Annotated in this window: 22 protein-coding genes and 1 other RNA gene; 16 read left to right on the top strand and 7 right to left on the bottom strand. The window is 65.2% G+C overall.

From position 1 onward, the window contains the following. Window positions 1-3: 3 nt before the first annotated feature. Genes fdhF through BCEP18194_RS10835 form a run of 3 tightly spaced genes read right to left on the bottom strand, consistent with a single transcriptional unit; the run spans window position 4 to window position 5,047 of the window. Window positions 4-2,955 carry a formate dehydrogenase subunit alpha gene (gene fdhF, locus BCEP18194_RS10825; protein WP_011351319.1) on the bottom strand — a complete coding sequence of 984 codons (2,952 nt, stop codon included), beginning with the start codon at window positions 2,953-2,955 and terminating at the stop codon, window positions 4-6. Window positions 2,956-2,972: 17 nt separating this feature from the next. Beyond that, on the bottom strand, window positions 2,973-4,550 hold the full coding sequence (locus BCEP18194_RS10830) for a formate dehydrogenase beta subunit (RefSeq protein WP_011351320.1): 1,578 nt from the start codon (window positions 4,548-4,550) through the stop codon (window positions 2,973-2,975). Continuing rightward, window positions 4,547-5,047 carry an NAD(P)H-dependent oxidoreductase subunit E gene (locus BCEP18194_RS10835; protein ID WP_011351321.1) on the bottom strand — a complete coding sequence of 167 codons (501 nt, stop codon included), beginning with the start codon at window positions 5,045-5,047 and terminating at the stop codon, window positions 4,547-4,549. Before BCEP18194_RS10835 ends, BCEP18194_RS10830 begins: the two co-directional genes overlap by 4 nt. A gap of 131 nt (window positions 5,048-5,178) precedes the next feature. Here BCEP18194_RS10835 and BCEP18194_RS10840 point away from each other — a divergent pair, with 131 nt between their 5' ends. The 3 genes from BCEP18194_RS10840 (at window position 5,179) to BCEP18194_RS10850 (ending at window position 7,389) form a co-directional block, all read left to right on the top strand. Then, window positions 5,179-6,285 carry a substrate-binding domain-containing protein gene (locus tag BCEP18194_RS10840; protein ID WP_011351322.1) on the top strand — a complete coding sequence of 369 codons (1,107 nt, stop codon included), beginning with the start codon at window positions 5,179-5,181 and terminating at the stop codon, window positions 6,283-6,285. A gap of 101 nt (window positions 6,286-6,386) precedes the next feature. Continuing rightward, the gene (locus tag BCEP18194_RS10845) at window positions 6,387-6,656 is read left to right on the top strand and encodes a hypothetical protein (RefSeq protein ID WP_041492776.1); all 270 of its coding nucleotides are present in this window, start codon (window positions 6,387-6,389) and stop codon (window positions 6,654-6,656) included. Between the two features lie 379 nt (window positions 6,657-7,035). Continuing rightward, complete coding sequence (locus tag BCEP18194_RS10850) at window positions 7,036-7,389, top strand: DUF4148 domain-containing protein (protein WP_011351324.1); 354 nt, start codon at window positions 7,036-7,038, stop codon at window positions 7,387-7,389. Window positions 7,390-7,665: 276 nt separating this feature from the next. On the opposite strand, the gene ssrA is transcribed toward BCEP18194_RS10850, so the two are convergent. The 4 genes from ssrA to ompA all read right to left on the bottom strand — a co-directional run bounded on the left by ssrA (window position 7,666) and on the right by ompA (window position 10,317). Next, window positions 7,666-8,035, bottom strand: a transfer-messenger RNA (tmRNA) gene (gene ssrA / locus BCEP18194_RS38940). 17 nt (window positions 8,036-8,052) lie between these two features. After that, complete coding sequence (gene gph / locus BCEP18194_RS10855) at window positions 8,053-8,769, bottom strand: phosphoglycolate phosphatase (protein WP_011351325.1); 717 nt, start codon at window positions 8,767-8,769, stop codon at window positions 8,053-8,055. Between the two features lie 13 nt (window positions 8,770-8,782). Next, the gene (gene ubiG / locus BCEP18194_RS10860; RefSeq protein WP_011351326.1) at window positions 8,783-9,481 is read right to left on the bottom strand and encodes a bifunctional 2-polyprenyl-6-hydroxyphenol methylase/3-demethylubiquinol 3-O-methyltransferase UbiG; all 699 of its coding nucleotides are present in this window, start codon (window positions 9,479-9,481) and stop codon (window positions 8,783-8,785) included. A 167-nt stretch (window positions 9,482-9,648) separates the two neighbouring features. Further along, complete coding sequence (gene ompA / locus BCEP18194_RS10865; RefSeq protein ID WP_011351327.1) at window positions 9,649-10,317, bottom strand: outer membrane protein OmpA; 669 nt, start codon at window positions 10,315-10,317, stop codon at window positions 9,649-9,651. 543 nt (window positions 10,318-10,860) lie between these two features. Between ompA and gyrA the strand changes: the two genes are divergently transcribed. From gyrA to rfaE1, 13 genes are all read left to right on the top strand, one after another. Continuing rightward, the gene (gene gyrA / locus BCEP18194_RS10870) at window positions 10,861-13,464 is read left to right on the top strand and encodes a DNA gyrase subunit A (RefSeq protein ID WP_011351328.1); all 2,604 of its coding nucleotides are present in this window, start codon (window positions 10,861-10,863) and stop codon (window positions 13,462-13,464) included. Window positions 13,465-13,547: 83 nt separating this feature from the next. Continuing rightward, window positions 13,548-14,147: a DUF2059 domain-containing protein gene (locus BCEP18194_RS10875; protein ID WP_011351329.1), complete on the top strand. Its 600-nt coding sequence runs from the start codon at window positions 13,548-13,550 to the stop codon at window positions 14,145-14,147. 155 nt (window positions 14,148-14,302) lie between these two features. Continuing rightward, window positions 14,303-15,385 (top strand): 3-phosphoserine/phosphohydroxythreonine transaminase, encoded by a 1,083-nt coding sequence (serC, locus tag BCEP18194_RS10880; RefSeq protein WP_011351330.1) that lies wholly within the window; start codon window positions 14,303-14,305, stop codon window positions 15,383-15,385. 33 nt (window positions 15,386-15,418) lie between these two features. Beyond that, window positions 15,419-16,501 (top strand): prephenate dehydratase, encoded by a 1,083-nt coding sequence (pheA, locus tag BCEP18194_RS10885; RefSeq protein ID WP_011351331.1) that lies wholly within the window; start codon window positions 15,419-15,421, stop codon window positions 16,499-16,501. A 186-nt stretch (window positions 16,502-16,687) separates the two neighbouring features. After that, on the top strand, window positions 16,688-17,614 hold the full coding sequence (locus BCEP18194_RS10890) for a prephenate dehydrogenase/arogenate dehydrogenase family protein (protein WP_011351332.1): 927 nt from the start codon (window positions 16,688-16,690) through the stop codon (window positions 17,612-17,614). Between the two features lie 13 nt (window positions 17,615-17,627). After that, window positions 17,628-18,932 carry a 3-phosphoshikimate 1-carboxyvinyltransferase gene (gene aroA, locus BCEP18194_RS10895; protein WP_011351333.1) on the top strand — a complete coding sequence of 435 codons (1,305 nt, stop codon included), beginning with the start codon at window positions 17,628-17,630 and terminating at the stop codon, window positions 18,930-18,932. Between the two features lie 13 nt (window positions 18,933-18,945). Next, window positions 18,946-19,632: a (d)CMP kinase gene (gene cmk / locus BCEP18194_RS10900; RefSeq protein ID WP_011351334.1), complete on the top strand. Its 687-nt coding sequence runs from the start codon at window positions 18,946-18,948 to the stop codon at window positions 19,630-19,632. Between the two features lie 142 nt (window positions 19,633-19,774). Beyond that, complete coding sequence (gene rpsA / locus BCEP18194_RS10905) at window positions 19,775-21,487, top strand: 30S ribosomal protein S1 (protein WP_011351335.1); 1,713 nt, start codon at window positions 19,775-19,777, stop codon at window positions 21,485-21,487. 22 nt (window positions 21,488-21,509) lie between these two features. Beyond that, window positions 21,510-21,833 (top strand): integration host factor subunit beta, encoded by a 324-nt coding sequence (locus BCEP18194_RS10910; RefSeq protein WP_006486894.1) that lies wholly within the window; start codon window positions 21,510-21,512, stop codon window positions 21,831-21,833. A gap of 210 nt (window positions 21,834-22,043) precedes the next feature. Then, entirely contained in the window at window positions 22,044-22,337 is a 294-nt protein-coding gene (locus BCEP18194_RS10915; RefSeq protein ID WP_021157458.1) for a lipopolysaccharide assembly protein LapA domain-containing protein, read from the top strand. Window positions 22,338-22,390: 53 nt separating this feature from the next. After that, window positions 22,391-23,563, top strand: a complete 1,173-nt coding sequence (lapB, locus tag BCEP18194_RS10920; protein WP_011351337.1) for a lipopolysaccharide assembly protein LapB — start codon at window positions 22,391-22,393, stop codon at window positions 23,561-23,563. Window positions 23,564-23,653: 90 nt separating this feature from the next. Further along, window positions 23,654-25,054, top strand: a complete 1,401-nt coding sequence (locus BCEP18194_RS10925; RefSeq protein ID WP_011351338.1) for a UDP-glucose dehydrogenase family protein — start codon at window positions 23,654-23,656, stop codon at window positions 25,052-25,054. Window positions 25,055-25,061: 7 nt separating this feature from the next. Continuing rightward, window positions 25,062-26,012: a D-glycero-beta-D-manno-heptose-7-phosphate kinase gene (gene rfaE1 / locus BCEP18194_RS10930; RefSeq protein ID WP_011351339.1), complete on the top strand. Its 951-nt coding sequence runs from the start codon at window positions 25,062-25,064 to the stop codon at window positions 26,010-26,012. Window positions 26,013-26,047 lie beyond the last annotated feature (35 nt).

Here is a 26,047-nt window from a genome sequence, read left to right on the forward strand (position 1 = left end):
TCCTCACTTGCCTGTCGTCACGGTGGCGGTCGCGGCGGCGCGGCGCTCGAGCAGGTCGAGCTGCTCCGCGTTGAAGCGCGCATACGCTTGCTGCCAGTCGGACGGCTGCGCGACGGGCAGCACCTGCACGGCCGTCACCTTGTACTCGGGGCAATTCGTCGCCCAGTCCGAGCTGTCCGTCGTGATCACGTTCGCGCCCGATTCGGGGAAGTGGAACGTCGTATAGACGACGCCCGGCTGCATGCGTTCGGTCACGAGCGCGCGCAACACCGTCTGCCCCGCACGCGATTCGATGCCCACCCAGTCGCCGCTGCGGATACCGCGATCCTGCGCGTCGTGCGGATGAATCTCGAGGCGATCCTCTTCGTGCCACTGCACGTTCTCGGTGCGGCGGGTCTGCGCGCCGACGTTGTACTGAGACAGGATGCGACCCGTCGTCAGGATCAGCGGATAGCGTTGCGTGACCTTCTCCGGCGACGCGATGAACTGCGTGATCACGAACTTGCCCTTGCCGCGCACGAATGCGTCGATATGCATCGTCGGCGTGCCTTCCGGCGCGTGCTCGTTGCACGGCCACTGAATGCTGCCGAGCGTGTCGAGCTTCGCGTACGACACACCCGAGAAGGTCGGCGTGAGTCGCGCGATCTCGTCCATGATTTCCGACGGATGCGCATAGTCCATCTCGTAGCCGAGCGCACGCGACAGCATCAGCGTGACTTCCCAGTCCGCGTAGCCCGCGAGCGGCGGCATCACCTTGCGCACGCGTGAGATGCGGCGTTCCGCGTTCGTGAACGTGCCGTCCTTCTCGAGGAACGACGAGCCGGGCAGCAGCACGTGCGCGTATTTCGCGGTCTCGTTCAGGAAGATGTCCTGCACGACGATGCATTCCATTTCCGACAGCGCGGCCGCGACGTGCTGCGTATTCGGGTCCGACTGGACGATGTCCTCGCCCTGGCAGTAGAGCCCCTTGAAGCTGCCGTCGAGCGCCGCATCGAACATGTTCGGGATGCGCAGCCCCGGTTCCGGTTGCAGTTTCGCCGACCATGCAGCTTCGAACTGCGCGCGCACGACCTCGTCGCCGATGTGGCGGTAGCCGGGCAGTTCGTGCGGGAACGAGCCCATGTCGCACGAGCCCTGCACGTTGTTCTGGCCGCGCAGCGGATTGACGCCGACGCCTTCGCGGCCAATGTTGCCGGTCGCCATCGCGAGGTTCGCGATGCCCATCACCGTCGTCGAGCCCTGCGCGTGTTCGGTCACGCCCAGCCCGTAGTAGATCGCGGCATTGCCGCCCGTCGCGTAGAGGCGCGCGGCTTCGCGTACCGACTCGGCCGGCACGCCCGTCACGCCGGCGGTCGCCTCGGGCGAGTTGTCGGCACGCGACACGAAGTCGCGCCATTGCTCGAATGCGCGCGTCTCGCAGCGCTCGGCGACGAATGCGTCGGCGACGAGCCCTTCGGTGACGATCACGTGCGCGAGCGCGTTGACGATCGCGACGTTGGTGCCGGGGCGCAACTGGAGGTGGTGGGTGGCTTTCACGTGCGGGCCGTCGACGACGTCGATGCGGCGCGGGTCGATCACGATCAGTTTTGCGCCTTCACGTACGCGCCGTTTCAGCCGTGAGCCGAACACCGGGTGGCCGTCGGTCGGGTTCGCACCCATCACGACGATCACGTCGGCCTGGCCGACCGACGCGAATGTCTGCGTGCCGGCCGATTCGCCGAGCGTCGTCTTGAGGCCATAGCCCGTCGGCGAGTGGCACACGCGTGCGCAGGTGTCGACGTTGTTGTTGCCGAACGCGGCGCGCACCAGCTTCTGCACGAGGTAGGTTTCCTCGTTCGTGCAGCGCGACGACGTGATGCCGCCGATGGAATCGCGGCCGTACTTGTCCTGCAGCTTGCGGAATTGCGTGGCCGCGTAGGTGAGCGCTTCGTCCCAGCTGACTTCGCGCCACGGGTCGGTGATCTTCTCGCGGATCATCGGCTTCGTGATGCGGTCTTTGTGCGTCGCATAGCCCCACGCGAAGCGGCCCTTCACGCACGCGTGGCCCTCGTTCGCGAGGCCGTTCTTGTGCGGCGTCATGCGCACGACCTGCGTGCCCTTCATCTCCGCCTTGAACGAGCAGCCCACGCCGCAATACGCGCAGGTCGTGACGACCGAGTGTTCGGCCTGCCCGAGTTGCACGACGGATTTTTCCTGCAGCGTGGCCGTCGGACATGCGGCAACGCATGCGCCGCACGACACGCATTCCGATGCCATGAACGATTCGCTTTCGCCTGCGGCGACGCGCGATTCGAAGCCGCGTGCGGCGATCGTCAGCGCGAACGTGCCCTGCGTTTCCTCGCAGGCGCGCACGCAGCGGTTGCAGACGATGCACTTCGACGGGTCGTACGTGAAGTACGGATTCGACTCGTCCTTTTTGTCGCGCAGATGATTTGCGCCGTCGAAGCCGTACCGCACCTCGCGCAGCCCGACGACGCCCGCCATGTCCTGCAGCTCGCAGTCGCCGTTGGCCGGGCAGGTGAGGCAGTCGAGCGGATGGTCGGAGATGTACAGCTCCATCACGTTGCGACGCAGCGACTGCAGCCGGTCCGACTGCGTGCGCACCTTCATGCCCGCTTCGGCAGGTGTTGTGCACGACGCCGGATAACCGCGCCGGCCTTCGATCTCGACGAGGCACAGCCGGCACGAGCCGAACGGTTCGAGCGAATCGGTCGCGCAGAGCTTCGGGACGTTCACGCCGGCTTCGATCGCCGCGCGCATCACCGACGTGCCGGCCGGCACCGTGACCGGTTGGCCGTCGATTTCGAGCGTGACATCGGTATCGGCATGCCGCTGGGGCGTGCCGTAATCGGTATCGTCGAACGGGTTGCCGGCACGCGCCTGCGCGGCGCTCTTGCACGCGCATTGGCCCGAGCCGCAGCCGCCTTGGCGGACGTTGTTCGTGTCGAGGGACATGCAGGGCTCCTTCTGGGTCAGGCCGCAGCCTTGACCGGACCCGACGCGGCATCTTTGCCGGCAGCGAGCCCGAAATCTTCGGGGAAATGGTCGAGCGCGGACAGCACCGGGTAGGGTGTCATGCCGCCCATTGCGCATAGCGAACCGGCCAGCATCGTGTCGCACAGGTCGCGCAGCAGCGTGACCTGCCGCTCCGACGTGTCGCCGTCGCGGATGCGCGCGATCGTCTCGACACCACGTGTCGAACCGATCCGGCACGGCGTGCACTTGCCGCACGACTCGATCGCGCAGAACTTCATCGAGTATTCGGCCAGCTCGGCGAGGTTCGACGTGTCGTCGTGCAGCACGATGCCGCCGTGGCCGACCACCGCGCCGATCGCCGTATACGCTTCGTAGTCGAGCGGCACGTCCCACTGGTGATCGGGCAGGTAGGTGCCGAGCGGGCCGCCCACCTGCGCCGCACGTGCGGGCCGGCCGCTTGCCGTGCCGCCGCCGAAATCGAACAGCAGCTCGCGCAGCGTGACGCCGAACGAGAGCTCGACCAGGCCGCCGTGGCGGATGTTGCCCGCGAGCTGGAACGGCAGCGTGCCGCGCGAGCGGCCCATCCCGTAGTCGCGATAGAACGCGGCGCCGCGCGCGAATATCACGGGCGCCGTCGCGAGCGTGATCACGTTGTTGATGACGGTCGGCTGGCCGTACAGGCCGGCGAGCGCGGGCAGTGGCGGTTTCGCACGCACGACGCCGCGCTTGCCTTCGAGCGATTCGAGCAGCGCCGTTTCCTCGCCGCACACGTACGAGCCCGCGCCTTTCGCGACGTGCAGCTCGAACGCATGTGCGGAGCCGAGCACGTGCTCGCCGAGCCAGCCGGCTTCGCGTGCGCGGACGATCGCGGCTTCGAGCGTCGCGATCGCATGCGGGTATTCGCTGCGCACGTAGATGTAGCCGACCGTCGCGCCGGTCGCGACGCCCGCGATGATCATCCCTTCGATCAGGCAGTACGGATCGCACTCCATGATCAGGCGGTCGGAGAACGTGCCCGAATCGCCTTCGTCTGCATTGCAGACGATGTACTTCTGCGTGGCGCTCGCTTGCCGGACCGTGCGCCACTTGATGCCGGCCGGGAACGCCGCGCCACCGCGGCCGCGCAACCCCGATTCGATCAGCGCTTCGCATACGGCATCGCCGTCGAGCGCGAGGACGTTCTTCAAGCCGGCGAGGCCTTCGTATTGCAGGTAGTCGTCGATCGACAGCGGATCGGTCAGGCCGATGCGCGCGAACGTGAGGCGCTGCTGGCGTGCGAGATAGGGCAGTGCGTCGACGAGGCCGACACCGCTCGGATGCGCGCCGCCTTCGAGCCAGTTTGCGTCGAACAGGGCCAGCACGTCGGCGGCCGACAGGTTCGCATAGCCGACGCGGCCGGCGGCCGTGCCGACCTCGACGAGCGGCTCGAGCCACAGCAGCCCGCGCGAACCGTTGCGGACCAGTTCGACGGCGACGCCGCGCCGTTCGGCTTCCGCAGCAATCGCGGCGGCGAGCGCGTCGGCGCCGAGCGCCAGTGCGGACGAGTCGCGCGGGACGTAGATGCGGGTCGTCATGCGGCCTCCGGGGTGTGGGCGGCGGCCTCGGCAAGCAGCGCGTCGAATTTCTCCGGCGTGACCCTGGCATGCAGCACGCCGTTGACCGTTAGCGACGGCGACTGCGCGCACAGCCCGAGGCAGTAGACCGATTCGAGTGCGACGTCACCGGGCGCATGCGCATCGGCGGCATCGCCGTGCGCCGCGTCGAACCGGCAGCCCGTGCGGGCTTCCGCATGCGCGGCCAGCGCTTCGCAGCCCATGCTGCGGCACGCTTCGGCGCGACACATCTGGATCGTCACGCGCGCGGGCGGCGCGGTGCGGAAGTGGTGGTAGTAAGTCAGGACGCCGTGCACTTCCGCGCGCGACAGGTTGAGTGCGCGGGCGAGCGGCGCGACGCAGCCTGGCGGCACGTAACCCGCGTCGTCCTGGATCGCGTGCAGGATCGCCACGAGCGACCGGCCGGCGCGTGCATGGCGCTCGACGAGCGCGTCGGGCGCGTGGGAATTCGGGGACATCAGTTGTGCTCCTCCAAAGTCTCATATGCGCTCGAGATTCATATAGTGCGCATCGCGACTTCGTTCTGATTGATTTTGACCAACGATAAGCGGAAGATTTGGCGGTCGCAATAGGAAATCGGAGTGCATAATTGATTCGAATCGAATGCGACGCGTATCTGACCGTACGCGACACGGAAGGCCGCGCGGCCAGCCTGTCGGACGTCGCTCCGTTGCTGGAACTCGTGGCCGACACGGGCAGCATTGCGCAGGCCGCGCAAGCGAAAGGGCTGTCCTACCGGCACGCATGGGGCATGCTGCGCGCGCTGGAGGCGTGCATCGGCGGGGAACTGATCGAAACCGCGCGCGGCAAGGGCTCGACGCTGTCGGCGCTCGGGCAGGCCGTCGTCGATGCGCAGCGTCTCGCACGCAGTCGGCTCGACGGGAACCTGCGCACGCTGGCGGCCGAAGTGGCGAGCGACCTGAACCGGCGGCTCGCGCAGCGCGACGGCGCCGTGCGCATCCACGCGTCGCACGGCTATGCGGTCGCTACACTCGTCTCCGCGCTCGTCGATGCGCAGGCGGCTGTCGACATCAAGTATCGCGAGAGTGTCGAGGCCGTGCAGGCGCTTGCTCGCGGCGAGTGCGACCTGGCCGGCTTCCATCTTCCGCGCGGCGCCTTTCGCGCGCAGTGCGCGCAGATCTACCGGCCGTGGCTCGACGAGACGCGCCATGTGCTGATCCACCTGACGCGGCGCCAGCAGGGGCTGTTCGTTCCGCGCGGCAACCCGAAGCAGGTTCGCGGGCTCGCGGATCTCGCGCGCAATGACATCCGCTTCGTCAACCGCCAGCCGGGGTCGGGCACGCGCATGCTGCTGGATCTTGCACTGCGCGCGATCGGCATCGATCCCGAGCGCATCGACGGCTACGCGTCGGCCGAGCTCACGCATTCGGCGATCGCGGCGTTCGTCGCGAGCGGAATGGCCGATCTCGGCTTCGGCGTCGAGCCGGCCGCCCATCATTTCGGGCTCGATTTCATCCCCGTCGTCGACGAAGACTATTACTTTGCATGCGAACGCGCGCGGCTCGACGCGCGGCCGCTTGCCGGCGTACTGGCGCTGCTGCGCGATGCGCGCTTCGTCGAGCGCGTCGCGCATCTCGACGGCTACGATCCGGCCGCGTGCGGAACGCTGACGAGCATCGCGACGGGGCTGGCCGGCGGCGACGGCGCGAGCGTGCCGGAGGGCAATTCCCGGTAACGCAGGCGCAATCGCACCGCGATGCAGCAGCGAGGGATTTGCGCTACGCTTGCCGCTTGACCAACGTTCTAACAAGCACGCCGTTCAAGCGTCATCCCGCCATGAAATTTTCCTTTCCCCTCGCCGCGGCAGCGTTGACCGCGGGGCTGCTGGTCGCTGTTTCGCCGTTTGCGCTTGCGCAGAATTCCCCCGGTGTACCCGGCGGTATCCTGAGCGAACAGTTTCGCCTGAACGAGCATCCGCAGATGCCGTTCGCAGCGTCGACGCCGTCGCAGAAATACCAGAGCGGCAAGAAGTCCGCGTTGCGCCGTAAAGGCGACTTGGGCGATCCGAACGGCTGCAACCTGAAGTGTCCGATGGATACGCAGTAACCCGGCAGGCGGGCGTGTCCGCACGATAGTCATGCGGCACCGGTTCGACTGGCGGGCATCGCGCCCGCGCACCGGCCTGGCCGGCTGACTGGCCACTGCCGGAATCCCGTGCGATTCCGATTCTGTCCGAGCCCCGCGAAGCGTTGCCGCTTCGCGGGGCTTTTGCTTTCCGTCGAATCTTCATGCGATTCGACGCCGGGCGATGCCCGTACGTGCGCATCGCCGGCCTGGCAGGCGATCTAGGGTTAACCCGTAAATCAGGAAGGATGTCTTCCAGAAACCTGCCTTATTCTTAAGCATCCGCCTACATAAACTTCGGGTTGTCAGCGATGAACAAGGTGTTCACCGCGAACACAGACAAATCTGGAGGTAGGTCATCATGAAGTCGCTCGTTCAAGCTGTTGTCGTTGCTGCCGCTCTCGTTGCCCCGGTCGTGTCGTTCGCCCAGTCGGGTTCGACGATCACCCGCGCGCAGGTTCGTGCCGAACTGGTCCAGCTGCAGCAGGCAGGTTACAACTCCGCTCGCGGTGAAGATCCGCATTACCCGGAAGCGATCCAGGCTGCGACGGCGCGTGTTGCAGAGCAACAGCGCAGCGCGCTGGCGCAAGCGCAAGGCGCCGACGCTAGCGGGTACGGTGCACAGGCACAGGGCGCATCGGCATCGGGTTCGCGTGCAATGGGCGTGCGTCCGGCCACCGCTGAAGAAATGAAGTCACTGTATCGCGGCAGCTAAATCGCGCATTGCCCCGGTGTGCGTGAATGCCGGGTGCGACGACGCGTCGCGCCCGACACTGCAGCGCCCGGGCTGGCCGCTGCCTGGCGCGATCGATGATTGCGCGGGCGTGGCAGGACATCCGTCACCTCCTGTCGCTGGAAGTCCGGCGGCATTCCGCCCGGCCCACCCGTGGCTGGGCGCTTTTTCGGACGGGGAGGGGCGCATGCGTTTCGCCGGCAACAAAAAACCCCGCAGACTTGCGTCATGCGGGGTTCGTGCGGCGAGCGCGGAATTTGGTGGAGGCGGCGGGAATCGAACCCGCGTCCAGAAGCGCTCCACGACTAGTTCTACATGTTTAGTTCAGTCATTTGATTTAACCGCAGCGACGCGGACGAACACGCTGCACTACGGCGATTCGCTAGGTTTTCGACCCTGGCGTCGCGACGCCGACAGGGCTTAACTGACGTAAATGACCTCTGGCGGTATTGCTACCGGTCTTGCGACACTAGCCCGTCAGTGAACTAGGCAGAGGACGGCGGCCGTTAGGCTGCCAGTGCGAACGTATCGTCGTTTGCAGTTACGATTTTCCCATTGATTAACGAGGTGACGGGTCCTCGACATGCCCTAGCCGCTTCACAACCCCTGTCGAAACCAGGTCGCCCCCGCGGATAAGATCGACCATTATAGCCCAACATCGCGCAGCAGTTCGCGCAGTTGCTGCGTCGTGTCGACGAGATGTTGCGCTTGCCAGTCGGATGGCGCGGCGCCGTCGCCGCAATAGCCATACGCGGCCGCGACCGTTGCCATGCCGGCGGCGCTGCCGGCCTGAATGTCGCGCAGGTCGTCGCCGACGTAGACGATGCGCGCAGGCGCGAGCGTCAGCTGGTCGGCCGCATGCAGCAGCGGGGCCGGGTGCGGCTTCGGGTGCGGCGTTGTGTCGCCCCCGACGACGCAGGCGGCACGCGGCGCGAGGCCGAGCAGGTCGACGAGCGGCGCCGTGAGCCGCATCGCCTTGTTCGTGACGATGCCCCAGCGCACGCCGCGCGCATCGAGTTCGTCGAGCACGTCGCCGATGCCGGGGAACAGCGTCGTGTGCACGCACAGATCCGTCGCGTAGTTGGCCAGGAATTCGTCGCGCATCGCTTCATAGCCGGGCGTCTGCGGATCGATGCCGAACGCGCCGCCGAGCAGGCCGCGTGCGCCGGCCGAGGCCAGCGGCCGCAACACGTCGAGCGGCGTTTCGGGCAGGTCGCGCACGCGTTGCATCTTGTTGACGGCAGCCGCGAGATCGGGGGCCGTGTCGGCGAGCGTGCCGTCCAGATCGAACAGCACGGCATCGCAGTGCAGCAGGCGCGGTTCGTCGAGTGCAGCCCGCGCGGTCGAGAGGGGAGTCGTCATGCCGGTTGGAAGGTCACGCGCCGCGGCGGCACGCGACGAGGTAGTTGATGTCGGTGTCGTTCGACAGCGCGAAGCGCTTGCCGATCGGGTGATACGTGATGCCCTTGATCTCCACGATGTGCAGATCGGTTGCCCGCACGAAGCCGGCCAGTTCCGACGGGCGGATGAAGCGCGCGTAGTCGTGCGTGCCCTTCGGCAGCATTTGCGCGATGTACTCCGCGCCGATCACGGCGAACAGGTAGGCCTTCAGGTTGCGGTTCAGCGTCGAGAAGAACACCCAGCCACCCGGCTTCACGAGCGTCGCGCACGCGGCGACGATGTCGCCCGGCGACGGCACGTGCTCGAGCATCTCCATGCACGTGACCACATCGTAGGTGCCCGGTTCGCGCGCGGCGATCGCTTCGGCGGCGATGGCCTCGTAGTCGACCGTGATGCCGCTCTCGAGGCTGTGCAGGTCGGCGACGCCGAGCGCTTCGGTCGACAGGTCGATCCCCTTCACCTGCGCGCCGAGTCCGGCCATCGATTCGGACAGGATGCCGCCGCCGCAGCCGATGTCGAGTGCGCGCTTGCCGGCAAGGTGCGCATGCGCATCGATCCAGCCGAGCCGGACCGGGTTCAGGTCGTGCAGCGGCTTGAATTCGGCGTTCGGATCCCACCACCGATGGGCGAGGTCGCTGAATTTCTGGAGTTCGTGCGGATCGGCGTTGGTCATGTCGGCAAACGGGCTACGGGAGGAGGGCGGTGCTGCGGTTCGTCAGCCCCGAGTATATAAGAAGCGGACGAGCGGCGAAGCGGCGAGCGCCTGGACGGGCGTCAAAGGCGGCGTCAAAGAAAAAAGCCCCGCCGGAGCGGGGCTTTGAAGCAGTCGAAAACCGCGGCTTAGTTTGCCGGAACGGTCGTCTTCTGGACTTCTTGCGTACCAACCACTTCGACTTCCACGCGGCGATCCGGTGCGAGGCAGGCGATGAGTTGCTTGCGGTTCTTCTGGTTGCAGCCAGTCGTAACCGGGTTGCGCTTGCCCTTGCCTTCCGTGTAGATCTTGTTGGCCGGCACACCCTTGCTGACCAGGTACGACTTCACGGCTTGCGCACGGCGCAGCGACAGACGGTCGTTGTACTTGTCCGAACCGATGCGGTCCGTGTAGCCCGTTGCGACGACCACTTCCGTGTTCATGCCTTCGATCTTCGAAGCCAGTTCGTCCAGCTTTTGCTTGCCCAGCGGCTTGAGCGTTGCCTTGTCGAAGTCGAACAGTGCGTCAGCTTGATACGTGATCTTCTGGCTCGTGATTGCCGGAGCGACCGGAGCGACCGGCGGCTGCGGTGCCTGGGCGACCAGTGCGCCATCGCACTTCGCGTTGGCGGTGGCCGGCGTCCAGAACGCATCGCGCCAGCAGAGCTCGTTCGTGCCGTTCATCCACACCCATTCGCCCGTGCCGTTCACCCAGTTGTCATTGACGGCTTGACGCGACGCCGGCACCGACTGTGCCGAAGCGGATGCAGCCATAACTGCGGTAGCTGCAATGAACGCGAGCTTTGAAAGTTTATTCATATTTCTCCTCTCGAAATTGAGATTACCGCAGGTTTACTGCGAGCCTGTTGACGGTGACAAGTCATACATTGCTCGAAGTATAACATTGGTGCGGCACAAAAAACGCGGCGCCGCCTCTGTGTAGACTTCGAGCAGCGTCTAACTTTCAGTGCGTTGGCATTTTGCCATATCGTTCCCTTCCTACGAAAAAAAATCCTCCCCACCCTAAGATCGCTTCGACTTTGTGGCGCATGCGCAACACCGACCTGCCGTAACTTTTAGAAATTGTCAAGAGTGTGGCGGCGAAATTGCGCCGATGAATGCAGTTGTTTACTCGTGCGCGAGAAACAAGTGACGCTGCAATCGTCCGTGATGCCGAGTCGGGTGCAATTGCGGCGTGCAATTCCCGGCCGATTCGCCGCCGCCGCGATTTTCGCTATTTATATATAGAGGGGGAGGCGAATTGGCGGCTGATGGGCGCATGTTAGAATCTCGCGTTGCGTTGCGCATGCAGCGCCCACGCGAAAGGCGTTCGCCGTCTTCGCTCCGAAACGATACGGATACATGGATCAATTCGCCAAAGAGACCCTGCCCACCTCCCTAGAGGAGGAAATGCGCCGTTCGTATCTCGATTACGCGATGAGCGTGATCGTCGGACGTGCCCTCCCGGATGTCCGCGATGGCCTGAAACCCGTGCACCGGCGCGTGTTGTTCGCGATGCACGAACTGAACAACGACTGGAACCGCGCGTACAAGAAGTCGGCGCGTATCGTCGGCGACGTGATCGGTAAGTACCACCCTCACGGCGATACCGCGGTCTACGACACGATCGTGCGGATGGCGCAGGACTTCTCGCTGCGCTACATGCTGATCGACGGGCAGGGCAACTTCGGTTCGATCGACGGCGACAATGCCGCGGCGATGCGGTACACCGAAATTCGCATGGCGAAGATCGGTCACGAGCTGCTCGCCGACATCGACAAGGAAACGGTCGATTTCGAGCCGAACTATGACGGCAACGAAATGCAGCCGTCGGTCCTGCCATCGCGCATCCCGAACCTGCTGATCAACGGCTCGTCGGGTATTGCGGTCGGCATGGCGACCAACATCCCGCCGCACAACCTGAACGAAGTCGTCGACGCGTGCCAGCACCTGCTGGGCAACCCGGAAGCGACGATCGACGAGCTGATCGAGATCATCCCGGCGCCGGATTTCCCGACGGCCGGCATCATCTACGGCGTCGCCGGCGTGCGCGACGGCTACCGTACCGGGCGCGGCCGCGTCGTGATGCGCGCGGCCACGCACTTCGAGGAGATCGACCGCGGCCAGCGGATGGCGATCATCGTCGACGAGCTGCCGTACCAGGTGAACAAGCGTTCGCTGCTCGAGCGGATCGCCGAGCTTGTCAACGAGAAGAAGCTCGAGGGCATCTCCGACATCCGCGACGAGTCCGACAAGAGCGGCATGCGTGTCGTGATCGAGCTCAAGCGCGGTGAAGTGCCGGAAGTGGTGCTGAACAACCTGTACAAGGCGACGCAGCTCCAGGATACGTTCGGCATGAACATGGTCGCGCTCGTCGACGGCCAGCCGAAGCTGCTGAACCTGAAGGAAATCCTGCAGTGCTTCCTGTCGCATCGACGCGAAGTGCTGACGCGCCGCACGATCTACGAACTGCGCAAGGCCCGCGAACGCGGCCACGTGCTCGAAGGTCTCGCGGTCGCGCTCGCGAACATCGACGAGTTCATCGCGATCATCAAGGCCGCGCCGACGCCGCCGATCGCGAAGGCGGAGTTGATGGCGAAGCCGTGGGATTCGTCGCTCGTGCGCGAGATGCTCACGCGCGCCGAGAGCGAGAACGCGGCGGCCGGCGGCCGTTCCGCGTATCGTCCGGAAGGCCTGAACCCGGCGTTCGGCATGCAGGTCGACGGGCTGTACCGCCTGTCCGACACGCAGGCGCAGGAAATCCTGCAGATGCGTCTGCAGCGCCTGACCGGCCTCGAGCAGGACAAGATCATCGGCGAGTACCGCGAAGTGATGGCGCAAATCGCCGACCTGCTGGACATCCTCGCGCGCCCCGAGCGGATCACGACGATGATCGGCGAGGAACTGACGTCGGTGAAGGCCGAGTTCGGCGACGCACGCCGCTCGAAGATCGAGCTGAACGCAACCGAGCTGAACACCGAAGACCTGATCACGCCGCAGGACATGGTCGTCACGATGTCGCATGCGGGCTACGTGAAGTCGCAGCCGCTGTCCGAATACCGTGCGCAGAAGCGCGGCGGTCGCGGCAAGCAGGCGACGCAGATGAAGGAAGACGACTGGATCGAGACGCTGTTCATCGCGAACACGCACGACTACATCCTGTGCTTCTCGAACCGCGGGCGCGTGTACTGGGTCAAGGTCTACGAAGTGCCGCAGGGCTCGCGCAACTCGCGCGGCCGTCCGATCGTCAACATGTTCCCGCTGCAGGAAGGCGAGAAGATCAACGTCGTGCTGCCGGTCAAGGAATTCTCGGCCGACAAGTTCATCTTCATGGCGACGTCGCTCGGCACCGTGAAGAAGACGCCGCTCGAGGCATTCAGCCGTCCGATGAAGAAGGGCATCATCGCGGTCGGCCTCGACGAAGGCGACTACCTGATCGGCGCGTCGATCACCGACGGCGCGCACGACGTGATGCTGTTCTCGGACTCCGGCAAGGCCGTGCGCTTCGACGAGAACGACGTGCGTCCGATGGGTCGCGAGGCGCGCGGTGTGCGCGGCATGCAGCTTGAAGACGGGCAGCAGGTCATCGCGTTGCTGGTTGCCGGCAGTGAAGAGCAGACGGTGCTCACCGCGACCGAGAACGGTTACGGCAAGCGCACGCCGATCACCGAGTACACGCGTCACGGCCGCGGCACGAAGGGTATGATCGCGATCCAGACGTCCGAGCGCAACGGCAAGGTCGTGGCTGCAACGCTCGTCGATGCCGAAGATCAGATCATGCTGATCACGACGGCCGGTGTGTTGATTCGCACCCGTGTGTCGGAGATTCGCGAGATGGGGCGTGCCACGCAAGGTGTTACACTCATCAGTCTCGATGAGGGTACCAAGCTCTCTGGCCTGCAGCAGATCGCGGAGGCCGAAGAGGGTGAAGGCGAGGCCGACGAGGCGTCGGACGGCGAAGCCTGAAGAACGGATGAGACTCTAGCCGCCGCAGGCGCGAAGCGCCGCGGCCGGCGAGCAACCATTCATATTTCCAAAAGGGAGTGATGATGCAAAAGCAATTCAAGCAACTGGTTCTGCTGGCTGCACTGGTGCCGACGTTCGCGATGGCGCAAGCGCTGTCGAATTCCGCACCGGCAGCTCCGGCGGCAGCTGCGCCGATCGACGCCGACAAGAAGGCAGCGATCAAGGATCTGCTCGACGCGATCGACGCGCCGAAGCTCGTGTCGGCAATCGGCAACAGCGCCGAAATGCAGGCCAAGCAACTCGTCCCGGCGATCCTGTCGGACGCGCTGTCGGAAAACAAGACGCTGAACGACAAGCAGAAGCAGGCTGCCGTTCCGACGCTGCAGAAGAACGCGGTGCCGAAGCTGGTTGACGGCGCAGGCAAGGTGTTCGGTACGCAACAGTTCCAGAACGACGCGATGTCGGCTCAGTACGACGCCTACGCGAAGTACTACAGCACGTCGGAGATCAAGGATCTGACGACGTTCTACAAGAGCCCGACGGGCCGCAAGTTCATCCAGGTTCAGGATCAGGTCGGTCGCGACGTGGTCAACGGCCTGATGCAGAAGTACATGCCGCAAGCTATCCAGGCAACGCGCACGCAGGCTGACAAGGAAGTCGCAGCAGTCAAGCCGGGCAAGTAAAGCCGTCCGGGCACGCCCCCGGCCGTTCGGCCGGGTTTGGCGGGAGCCTGACGACAGTGCGATAATGGCCGTTTGCGCGCGAGCGCAAGCGGCCATTTCTTTTTTGGCGCGTTCTGCCGGCGGCGAGCCGGTCGCGTCCCTCCGAGGTTTTCACGATGCGCGTCTTTAATTTCTCCGCCGGCCCTGCGGCGATGCCCGAGGAAGTGCTGCGGCAAGCTGCCGACGAAATGCTCGACTGGCACGGCAGCGGCATGAGCGTGATGGAGATGAGCCATCGCGGCAAGGAATTCATGTCGATCCACGAGGCCGCGCTGACCGACCTGCGCGACCTGCTCGGTGTGCCGGCCAGCCACCGGATCCTGTTCCTGCAGGGCGGCGGTATCGCGGAAAACGCAATCGTGCCGATGAACCTGCTCGGGTCGCGCAAGACGGCCGACTTCGTCGTCACGGGCTCGTGGTCGCAGAAATCGTTCACCGAAGCGAAGAAATACGGCACGCCGCATCTCGCCGCGACCGGCAAGACGGAAGACGGCTATACGCGTGCGCCCGTGCGCGCCGAATGGCAGCTGTCGGACGATCCGGCCTACGTGCATCTGTGTACCAACGAGACGATCGACGGTGTCGAGACGTTCGAGATTCCCGATCTCGGCGATGTGCCGCTGGTCGCGGATGTGTCGTCGCACATCCTGTCGCGCCCGATGGACGTCGCGAAATACGGCGTGCTGTTCGGCGGCGCGCAGAAGAACATCGGGATGGCCGGCGTGACGCTCGTGATCGTGCGCGAGGACCTGCTCGACCGTGCGCTGTCGATCTGCCCGTCCGCGTTCGAATGGAAGACCATCGCCGCGAACAACTCGCTGTACAACACGCCGCCCACCTACGCGATCTACATCGCGGGCCTGGTGTTCCAGTGGCTGAAGCGGCAGGGTGGCCTCGAAGCGATCGAGGCCCGCAATATCGAAAAAGCGAAGCTGCTCTACGACACGATCGATTCGAGCAGTTTCTATCTGAACAAGGTCGAGCCGGCAGCACGTTCGCGGATGAACGTGCCGTTTTTCCTGGCCGACGAAACGCGCAATGAAGACTTCCTTGCCGGCGCAAAGGCGCGCGGGCTGCTGCAGCTGAAGGGCCACAAGTCCGTCGGCGGCATGCGGGCGTCGATCTACAACGCGGTGCCGCTCGAGGGCGTGAAAGCGCTCGTCGAGTACATGAAGGACTTCGAGCAGCGCGGCGCCTGACGGCGGCGCTGTTCAAACAGCACGGCAAAACGCATGGACGACGAACTGAATTCCCGCCTGAAACCGCTGCGCGATCGCATCGACGCGATCGACGCGCAGCTGATCGCGCTCCTGAACCAGCGCGCCGCGGTGGCGCTGGAGGTGGGAGAGGTCAAGAAGCATTTCAACGCACCGGTGTTCCGGCCGGAGCGCGAGCTGCAGGTGATCGCCCGGCTGCAGGACATGAGCGCGGGGCCGCTCGCGAGCGAGCACATCAGCGCCATCTGGCGCGAGATCATGGCCGCGAGCCGCGCGCTCGAACAGACGATCCACGTCGCGTTCCTCGGGCCGGTCGGCACGTATAGCGAGCAGGCGATGCTCGAGTACTTTGGCCAGTCGATCGAAGGGCTGCCATGCCCGTCGATCGACGAGGTGTTCCGCTCGGTCGAGGCCGGCGCGTCCGCGTTCGGCATAGCGCCGGTCGAGAATTCGACCGAAGGCGCCGTGTCGCGCACGCTCGACCTGTTGCTGCAGACGCAACTGCTGATCAGCGGAGAGCTCGCGCTGCCGATCCATCACAACCTGCTGACGCAAAGCGGCACGCTCGACGGCGTGAAACGCGTTTGCGCGCATGCGCAGGCGCTTGCGCAATGCCAGCAGTGGCTCGCGGCGAACGCACCGCAGCTTGAGCGGCAGGCGGTGGCGAGCAACGCGGAGGCTGCGCGTCTCGCGGCGGCCGATCCGACGGTCGCGGCGATCGCGGGCGATCGCGCGGCTGCGCACTACGGCCTGCAGATCGCGTTCTCGCTGATCCAGGACGATCCGCACAACCGCACGCGCTTCGTGATCGTCGGCAAGCAGCCGGCGGGGCAAAGCGGTCACGACCAGACGTCGCTGATCGTGTCGGTGAAGAATGAGCCGGGCGCCGTGTTCAAGCTGCTCGAGCCGCTTGCGCGGCACGGCGTGTCGATGACGCGCTTCGAGTCGCGCCCGGCGCGCGTCGGCACGTGGGAGTACTACTTCTACATCGACATCGAAGGGCACCGGGACGATGCGTCGGTTGCAGCCGCGCTCGCGGAACTCGGCCAGAAGGCCGCGTTCCTGAAGATACTCGGTTCGTATCCGCGCGCACGCTGATGCGCGGCGGCCCGTCGCCTGTTCGCGCAGGTGTTGGGGCCAGGCGGGCAGGGCAGGCCGGTCGGCGCTGCCGAAGGCGGGTTCGGGCGGCATGCAGCACAGCTTGTGCTGCATGCGGGCCCGTTGCCCGGAATCTGGAATTCCGCGTGCGGGGCGTCGTCCCGCGCGCGTAACTTGGCTCTTGTCGTGTCAGGCTTTGCATTCAACAAACTGGTCATCTTCGGCGTCGGCCTGATCGGCGGATCGCTGGCTCGCGCGCTGCGCGAGCGCGCGCCGGGCGGCGCGGGCGAGGTCGTCGGCGTGGGCCGTTCGCGTGCGTCGGTCGAGCGCGCGCTCGCGCTCGGCGTGATCGACCGCGCGGCGGCGCTCGACGACGATGCGCAATTGCGCGACGCGCTGGCAGGCGCCGATCTCGTGCTGCTGGCGGCGCCCGTCGCGCAGACGGGCCCGTTGCTCGCGCGCATCGCACCGTGGCTTGAAGCGGCGACGATCGTCACCGATGCGGGCAGCACCAAGTCCGATGTCGTCGCGGCCGCGCGCGAAGCGCTCGGTGCGCGGATCGCGCAGTTCGTGCCGGGGCATCCGATCGCCGGTCGCGAGTCGAGCGGCGTCGAGGCCGCGTTGCCGGATCTGTACGTCGGCCGCAACGTCGTGCTGTGTCCGCTTCCGGAAAACGCACCCGAATCGGTCGCGCGGATCGACGCGATGTGGCGCGCGACCGGCGCCGACGTGCGCACGATGAGCACGGAGCAGCACGATCGGGTGTTTGCGTCGATCAGCCATCTGCCGCACGTGCTGTCGTTCGCGCTCGTCGAGCAGATTCTCGGCGAGGCTGACGCGGAACTGAAATTCTCGTACGCGGCGGGCGGTTTCCGCGATTTCACGCGCATCGCGGCGTCGAGCCCGGAGATGTGGCGCGACGTGTGCGTCGCGAACCGCGCGGCGCTGCTCGATGAACTCGACGGCTATACGCGCGTGCTCACGCGGCTTCGCGCAGCGATCGACGCCGGCGATGGCGCGGCGCTCGAAGCGGTGTTCACGCGCTCGCGCGCTGCGCGCAAGGCATGGCAGGAGCGCGGTGGTACGCCCGCTGCCGAACCGGTCAAGAAATAACAGGACGATTCCCATGGACTATCTCGATCTCGGCCCGTACTCCAGCGCATCGGGCACCGTGCGCCTGCCCGGCTCGAAGAGCATTTCGAACCGCGTGCTGCTGCTCGCGGCGCTTGCCGAAGGCGAAACGACGATCACCAACCTGCTCGACTCCGACGACACGCGCGTGATGCTCGACGCACTCGGCACGCTCGGCGTGAAGCTCGCGCGCGACGGCGACACCTGTGTCGTCACGGGCACGCGCGGCGCATTCACCGCGAAGACGGCCGACCTGTTCCTCGGCAATGCGGGCACGGCCGTGCGGCCGCTGACCGCCGCGCTCGCGGTGAACGGCGGCGACTATCGCGTGCACGGCGTGCCGCGCATGCACGAGCGGCCGATCGGCGACCTCGTCGACGGCCTGCGGCAGATCGGCGCGCAGATCGACTACGAGCTGAACGAAGGCTACCCGCCGCTGCGGATCAAACCCGCGAACATTTCCGTCGACGCGCCGATTCGCGTGCGCGGCGACGTGTCGAGCCAGTTCCTCACGGCACTGCTGATGACGCTGCCGCTCGTGAAGGCGAAGGACGGCAAGATCGTCGTCGAGGTCGATGGCGAGCTGATCTCGAAGCCGTACATCGACATCACGATCCGGCTGATGGAACGCTTCGGCGTGACCGTCGAGCGGGATGGCTGGCAGCGCTTCGTTGTGCCGGCCGGCGTCCGATATCGCTCGCCGGGGCGAATCATGGTCGAGGGCGATGCGTCGTCCGCATCGTACTTCCTCGCGGCCGGCGCGCTTGGCGGCGGGCCGCTGCGTGTCGAAGGCGTGGGGCGTGCGAGCATTCAGGGCGATGTCGGCTTCGCGAACGCGCTGATGCAGATGGGCGCGAACGTGACCATGGGCGACGACTGGATCGACGTGCGCGGTATCGGCCACGACCACGGCAAGCTCGAGCCGATCGACATGGACTTCAACCTGATCCCCGATGCGGCGATGACCATCGCGGTCGCTGCGCTGTTCGCGAACGGCACAAGCACGCTGCGCAACATCGCGAGCTGGCGCGTGAAGGAAACCGACCGCATCGCTGCGATGGCGACCGAGTTGCGCAAGGTCGGCGCGATCATCGAGGAAGGTCCTGACTACCTTGTCGTCACGCCGCCGGAAAAGCTCACGCCGAACGCGGCGATCGACACGTACGACGATCACCGGATGGCGATGTGCTTCTCGCTCGTCAGCCTGGGCGGCGTGCCCGTGCGGATCAACGATCCGAAGTGCGTCGGCAAGACGTTCCCCGACTATTTCGACCGCTTCGCCGCGCTCGCCAAAGCCTGACCCCACTGTTCTGATGAAATCGACCCGACCCTTTCACCCGACTCCCGTCATCACGATCGACGGCCCGACTGCTTCCGGCAAGGGCACCGTCGCCGCGCTCGTTGCCGCGCATCTTGGCTTCCACCTGCTCGACAGCGGCGCGTTGTACCGGCTTGCCGCGCTCGCGAGCGTGCGCTACGGCATCGAGGCGGAGGATATCGACGCGCTGGTGAAGCTGATCGACGATCTCCACATCACGTTCCGCGAAGGCTGCGCGCAGCTCGACGGCGTCGATGTGTCGAACGACATCCGCGCCGAAGTGGTCGGCAACCGCGCATCGGCGATTGCCGTGCACGGGCCCGTGCGCACCGCGCTCGTCGCGCGCCAGCGCGCGTTCCGCAAGACGCCGGGCCTCGTTGCAGACGGGCGCGACATGGGCACCGTGATCTTCCCGGACGCCGTGCTGAAGGTGTTTCTGACGGCCAGTGCCGAGGCGCGCGCGACCAGACGGCATAAGCAATTGATGCAAAAAGGTTTTTCTGCTAATATAGATGACTTGCTCCGGGATCTTCGTGAACGTGACGCGCGCGACAGCAATCGCGCAGCCGCGCCGCTGAAGCCCGCGGCAGATGCCAAGCTGCTCGATACGTCGGCGCTTTCGGTCGATGAAGCGGTCGACCAGGTGCTGCAGTGGTACCGGGCGCTCGGCCAGCCCGCCTGAGAAGGCGGGTCGCGGTAGGTGCTCCACGCCGTAAGCGCGGAGCGTGTTTCGAACCCTTAACCCCGTGTGGTCATCGATCTGGCCCTTTCAGCCTGCCATTCCGGCCGGCGTGGCACAGCGATCCATGCACAATCAGATTTTTATGTCCGACCTGCAAACCTCTACCCCGAATACTGAATCTTTCGCGGCTCTGTTCGAAGAGTCGCTGACCCGCCAAGACATGCGCGCCGGCGAAGTGATTTCCGCCGAAGTCGTGCGCGTCGACCACAACTTCGTGGTCGTCAATGCAGGCCTCAAGTCCGAGGCTTACATTCCGATCGAGGAATTCCTGAACGATCAGGGCGAGGTTGAGGTGCAGTCGGGCGATTTCGTGTCCGTCGCAATCGACGCACTCGAAAACGGCTACGGCGACACGATCCTGTCGCGCGACAAGGCGAAGCGCCTTGCATCGTGGCTGTCGCTGGAAAAGGCTCTCGACAACAACGAACTCGTCACCGGCACGATCACCGGCAAGGTGAAGGGCGGCATGACCGTGATGGTCAACGGCATCCGCGCGTTCCTGCCGGGTTCGCTGGTCGACACGCGTCCGGTCAAGGACACGACCCCGTACGAAGGCAAGACGCTCGAGTTCCGCGTGATCAAGCTCGATCGCAAGCGTAACAACGTCGTGCTGTCGCGTCGTGCAGTGATCGAAGCAACCCAAGGCGAAGAGCGCGCGAAGCTGCTCGAGACGCTGAAGGAAGGCGCGATCGTCAACGGCGTGGTCAAGAACATCACCGACTACGGCGCGTTCGTCGACCTCGGCGGCATCGACGGCCTGCTGCACATCACCGACATCGCATGGCGTCGTGTGCGTCACCCGAGCGAAGTCCTGTCGGTTGGCCAGGAAGTCACCGCGAAGATCCTCAAGTTCGATCAAGAGAAGAACCGCGTCTCGCTGGGCATCAAGCAACTGGGCGACGATCCGTGGGAAGGCATCTCGCGCCGTTACCCGTCGGGCACGCGCCTGTTCGGCAAGGTCACGAACATCACCGACTACGGCGCATTCGTCGAAGTGGAATCGGGCATCGAAGGCCTTGTCCACGTGTCGGAAATGGACTGGACCAACAAGAACGTTGCTCCGTCGAAGGTTGTCCAGCTGGGCGACGAAGTCGAAGTCATGGTCCTCGAGATCGACGAAGACCGTCGTCGTATCAGCCTCGGCATGAAGCAGTGCAAGCCGAATCCGTGGGATGACTTCAGCCGCAACTTCAAGAAGGGCGACAAGATCACGGGCGCAATCAAGTCGATCACCGACTTCGGCGTGTTCATCGGTCTGCCGGGCGGCATCGACGGCCTGGTCCACCTGTCGGACCTGTCGTGGAGCGAAACTGGCGAAGAAGCGGTTCGCAAGTACAAGAAGGGCGACGAAGTCGAAGCAATCGTGCTCGGTATCGACGTCGAGAAGGAACGCATTTCGCTCGGCATCAAGCAGCTCGAAGGCGACCCGTTCAGCAACTACGTTGCAATGAACGACAAGGGCTCGATCGTCGACGGCGTCGTGAAGACGGTCGATGCGAAGGGTGCGGTCGTCACGCTGACGGGTGACATCGAAGGCTACCTGCGTGCGTCGGAAATCTCGCAAGATCGCGTCGAAGATGCTCGCAACGTGCTGAAGGAAGGCGACAAGGTCAACGCGATGGTGATCAACATCGATCGCAAGTCGCGCGGCATCAACCTGTCGATCAAGGCGAAGGATTCGGCTGAACAACAGGAAGCGATCCGCGGCCTGCAGTCGGACTCCAGCGCTGCTGCGACCGGTACGACCAACCTCGGCGCGCTGCTGAAGGCGAAGCTCGACGGCCAGAACCAGTAAGCCTCACGAGGTCTGCTGAAGTATGACCAAATCCGAGTTGGTCGCGCAGCTGGCATCGCGATTTCCGCAACTTGTCCTCAAGGATGCGGATTTCGCGGTGAAAACGATGCTCGATGCGATGTCTGACGCCCTGGCGAAAGGGCATCGCATTGAAATTCGGGGTTTCGGCAGCTTTGGCCTCAACCGTCGGCCGGCGCGCGTCGGACGCAACCCGAAGTCAGGGGAGAAAGTGCAGGTGCCCGAGAAGTTCGTGCCGCACTTCAAGCCAGGCAAGGAATTGCGTGAACGCGTCGACGGCCGCGCCGGTGAACCGCTGAAGGCTGACGATCCGGACGACGAGCGTTAAACGTCATCCGGTTTGCCCGGAACCCATCCGGCGAAGGCTGAAAAGAAAAGCGCCCCTTGCGGGCGCTTTTTTCATTTCCGGCGATCGCCGCGCAACGGGGGCACGCAGGATCTGCGCAGCCGCGGAAACGCATCCTTTACAATACGGGTCGATTCGGTGCGACGCAGGGGAGTCGCGCGCCGCGGCAAACCTCAACAAAGAGAGGGCTTCATGAAGTTTATCGTCTGGCTGATCCGGGTATTGGTGTTCGTACTGCTGCTGGTGCTTGCGCTGGCCAATACGCAAACCGCGACGCTGAATTTCGTTGCCGGCTATTCATGGCAAGCGCCGCTGATCCTGATCGGCCTGGCGTTCTTCGCCGTGGGGCTGCTGGCCGGCCTGCTGTCCGCGCTGCCTTCGATCTTCCGCCTGCGTCTCGAGAACGGGCGCCTGAAGCGCGATCTGCGTGCGGCGCGCGAAACGCCGGCCGTCATCGACCAGCCGCCGATGCCGCCCGTCATTTAACACGGACGCCGCGCGATCATCGCGCGGTTTTCGTCTCTGCTTCGATATTTCGCATGGATCTGGATTTCTGGTGGTTGCTCGCGATTCCGGTCGCGTTCGCGCTTGGTTGGGCGGCGTCACGCTATGACCTGAAGAATCTCCTGTCGGAGAGTGCCAACCTGCCGCGATCGTATTTTCGCGGCCTGAATTTTCTGTTGAACGAACAACCCGACAAGGCGATCGACGCGTTCATCGAGGTCGCCAAGCTCGATCCCGAGACGGTCGAGCTGCACTTCGCGCTCGGCAACCTGTTTCGCCGCCGCGGCGAGACCGATCGTGCGATCCGCGTGCACCAGAACCTGCTGAGCCGCACGGACCTGCCGGTCAACGAGCGCGACCACGCGCTATACGAGCTCGGCCAGGATTTCCTGAAAGCCGGCCTGCTCGATCGTGCCGAAGAGGCGTTTCACAAGCTCGCCGACGGCGATTACGCGCTCGGCGCGCAGCGAGCGCTGCTGACGATCTACGAGATCGAGAAGGACTGGAACAAGTCGATCGATACGGCGAAGCGCATCGAGTCGATGAGCGACAAGCCGCTCGGTGTCGAAATTGCCCAGTTCCACTGCGAACTCGCGCAGGATGCGCTGCAGCGCAAGAACGCGGCAGCGGCAGCCGAACAGCTGCGCCTGGCGCTGACCGTGAATCCGCAGAATGTTCGCGCGACGGTCCTGTCCGGCGACGCGGCGGAAGCGGAGGGCAACCACGCGGCCGCGATCGAGCACTGGAAGCGCGTCGAAGCGCAGAATCCGGCGTATCTGCCGCTCGTCGCCGACAAGCTGATGAAGGCGTATGTCGCGCTCGGCAAGAACGCCGAAGGCGCCGAGCTGCTGATGGGCTATATCGACCGGTATCCGTCGAACGACCTGCTCGACATTGCGTACCAGCACATCGCGGGGTTGCGTGGCCAGGATGCGGCGCACACGCTCGCGCGTACGCAGATGGAGAAGTCGCCGAACCTGTCGGGGATGCTGCATCTGCTCGATGCGCAAATCGCCGCGGCCGACGAACCGCGTCGTAAGGAACTTGAAATGATGCGTGCGCTGATCAAGCAGCGCACGAAGAATCTGCCACGGTATACGTGCCAGAATTGCGGTTTCCGGGCACGGCTCTTCTATTGGCAGTGCCCTGGATGCAGCGGCTGGGAAACCTATGCGCCGCGCCGCGTCGAACCTGCGATGCCGGGCTGATCCCGGCACGCGGAGCCAACGCGCTGCGGTTGCCGCCGGGCTCGTCCCGGCGGCCAAGTTAGTCAATTACCGGGAAGTACCGGAACATCTATGAAAATCACCATCATCGGCACCGGCTATGTCGGTCTCGTCACGGGCGCCTGCCTCGCAGAGATCGGTCACGACGTCTTCTGTCTCGACGTCGATCCGCGCAAGATCGACATCCTGAACAACGGCGGGATGCCGATTCACGAACCGGGGCTGCTGGACATCATCGCGCGCAACCGCGCGGCCGGGCGCCTGCGCTTCTCGACCGACATCGAGTCGAGCGTCGCGCACGGCGAGATCCAGTTCATCGCCGTCGGCACGCCGCCCGACGAGGACGGCTCGGCCGACCTGCAGTACGTGCTCGAAGCCGCGCGCAACATCGGCCGCCACATGACGGGCTTCAAGGTGATCGTCGACAAGTCGACGGTGCCGGTCGGCACTGCGCAGCGCGTGCGCGGCGTGGTCGACGAGGCGCTTGCCGCCCGCGGTCTGGCAGGCAGCGTCGCGCATCGCTTCTCGGTCGTGTCGAACCCGGAGTTCCTGAAGGAAGGCGCCGCGGTCGAAGACTTCATGCGTCCGGACCGGATTATCATCGGCGTCGACGACGACGAGACGGGTACGATCGCACGCGAGAAGATGAAGAAGCTTTACGCGCCGTTCAACCGCAACCACGAGCGCACGATCTACATGGACGTGCGTTCGGCCGAGTTCGCGAAATATGCGGCGAATGCGATGCTCGCAACGCGCATTTCGTTCATGAACGAGATGTCGAATCTCGCCGACAAGGTCGGCGCGGACATCGAGGCCGTGCGCCGCGGGATCGGCTCCGATCCGCGCATCGGCTATCACTTCCTGTACGCCGGCGTCGGCTACGGCGGCTCGTGCTTCCCGAAGGACGTCCAGGCGCTGATTCGCACCGCAGGCGAGAACGGCCAGCCGCTGCGTATCCTGGAAGCCGTCGAAGCGGCCAACCATGCGCAGAAGGACGTGCTGATCGGCAAGATCGAGCAGCGTTTCGGCGCCGACCTGACCGGCCGCGAGTTCGCGGTCTGGGGCCTGGCGTTCAAGCCGAACACCGACGACATGCGCGAGGCGCCGAGCCGTCGCCTGATCGCCGCGCTGCTCGAACGCGGCGCGACCGTGCGTGCGTACGATCCGGTCGCGGTCGACGAGGCGCAGCGCGTGTTTGCGCTCGATTTCGGCACCGATCCGGACACGCTGGCGCGGCTGCATCTCGTCGAGACGCAGGACATCGCCGTGACGGGTGCGGACGCGCTCGTGATCGTGACCGAGTGGAAGGAATTCCGGAGCCCCGACTTCACGCGCCTGAAGGCCGAACTGAAGGCGCCGGTGATCTTCGACGGGCGCAACCTCTACGAGCCGGATGCGATGGCCGAACTGGGCATCGACTACTACGCGATCGGCCGGCCGTATGTCGATCCCCAGTCGTCCACCCGTGGCTGACCACACGATGAATACTCTCCGCGAAGTCGTTCCGGTGCCGCGCGAACAGCTCGCGCGCTCGCGCGTGCTTGTCGTCGGCGACGTGATGCTCGACCGTTACTGGTTCGGCAACGTCGATCGCATTTCGCCTGAGGCGCCGGTGCCGGTCGTGCACGTGCAGCGTCAGGAGGAGCGCCTCGGCGGTGCAGCGAACGTCGCGCGCAATGCCGTGACGCTCGGCGGCCAGGCCGGGTTGCTGTGTGTCGTCGGTTGCGACGAACCCGGCGAGCGGATCGTCGAGCTGCTCGGCAGCAGCGGCGTGACGCCGCATCTCGAGCGCGACCCGGCGCTGCCGACCACGATCAAGCTGCGCGTGCTCGCGCGCCAGCAGCAATTGCTGCGCGTCGACTTCGAAGCCATGCCGACGCACGAGGTGCTGCTCGCGGGGCTCGCGCGCTTCGATGCGCTGCTGCCGCAGCACGACGTCGTGCTGATGTCGGATTACGCGAAAGGCGGTCTGACGCACGTCACGACGATGATCGAGAAGGCGCGTGCGGCCGGCAAGTCCGTCCTCGTCGACCCGAAGGGCGACGACTGGGCACGCTATCGCGGCGCGTCGCTGATCACGCCGAATCGCGCGGAACTGCGCGAGGTGGTCGGGCAGTGGAAGTCGGAAGACGATCTGCGCGCGCGCGTTGCGAAGCTGCGCGCGGAACTCGGCATCGACGCGCTGCTGCTCACGCGTTCGGAAGAAGGGATGACGCTGTTTTCCGCCACCGGCGAATTGCACGCACCGGCGCTCGCGCGCGAGGTGTTCGACGTGTCGGGCGCGGGCGATACCGTGATCGCGACGGTCGCGACGATGCTCGGCGCAGGCGTGCCGCTCGTCGATGCCGTCGTGCTCGCGAATCGCGCGGCAGGCATCGTGGTCGGCAAGCTCGGCACGGCCACGGTGGACTACGACGAACTGTTTCACTGAGCGCATGCGGTGGCGCGACGAGCGCGCCGCACGCA

The organism is Burkholderia lata, from assembly GCF_000012945.1.
Classification (GTDB): Bacteria; Pseudomonadota; Gammaproteobacteria; order Burkholderiales; family Burkholderiaceae; genus Burkholderia; species Burkholderia lata.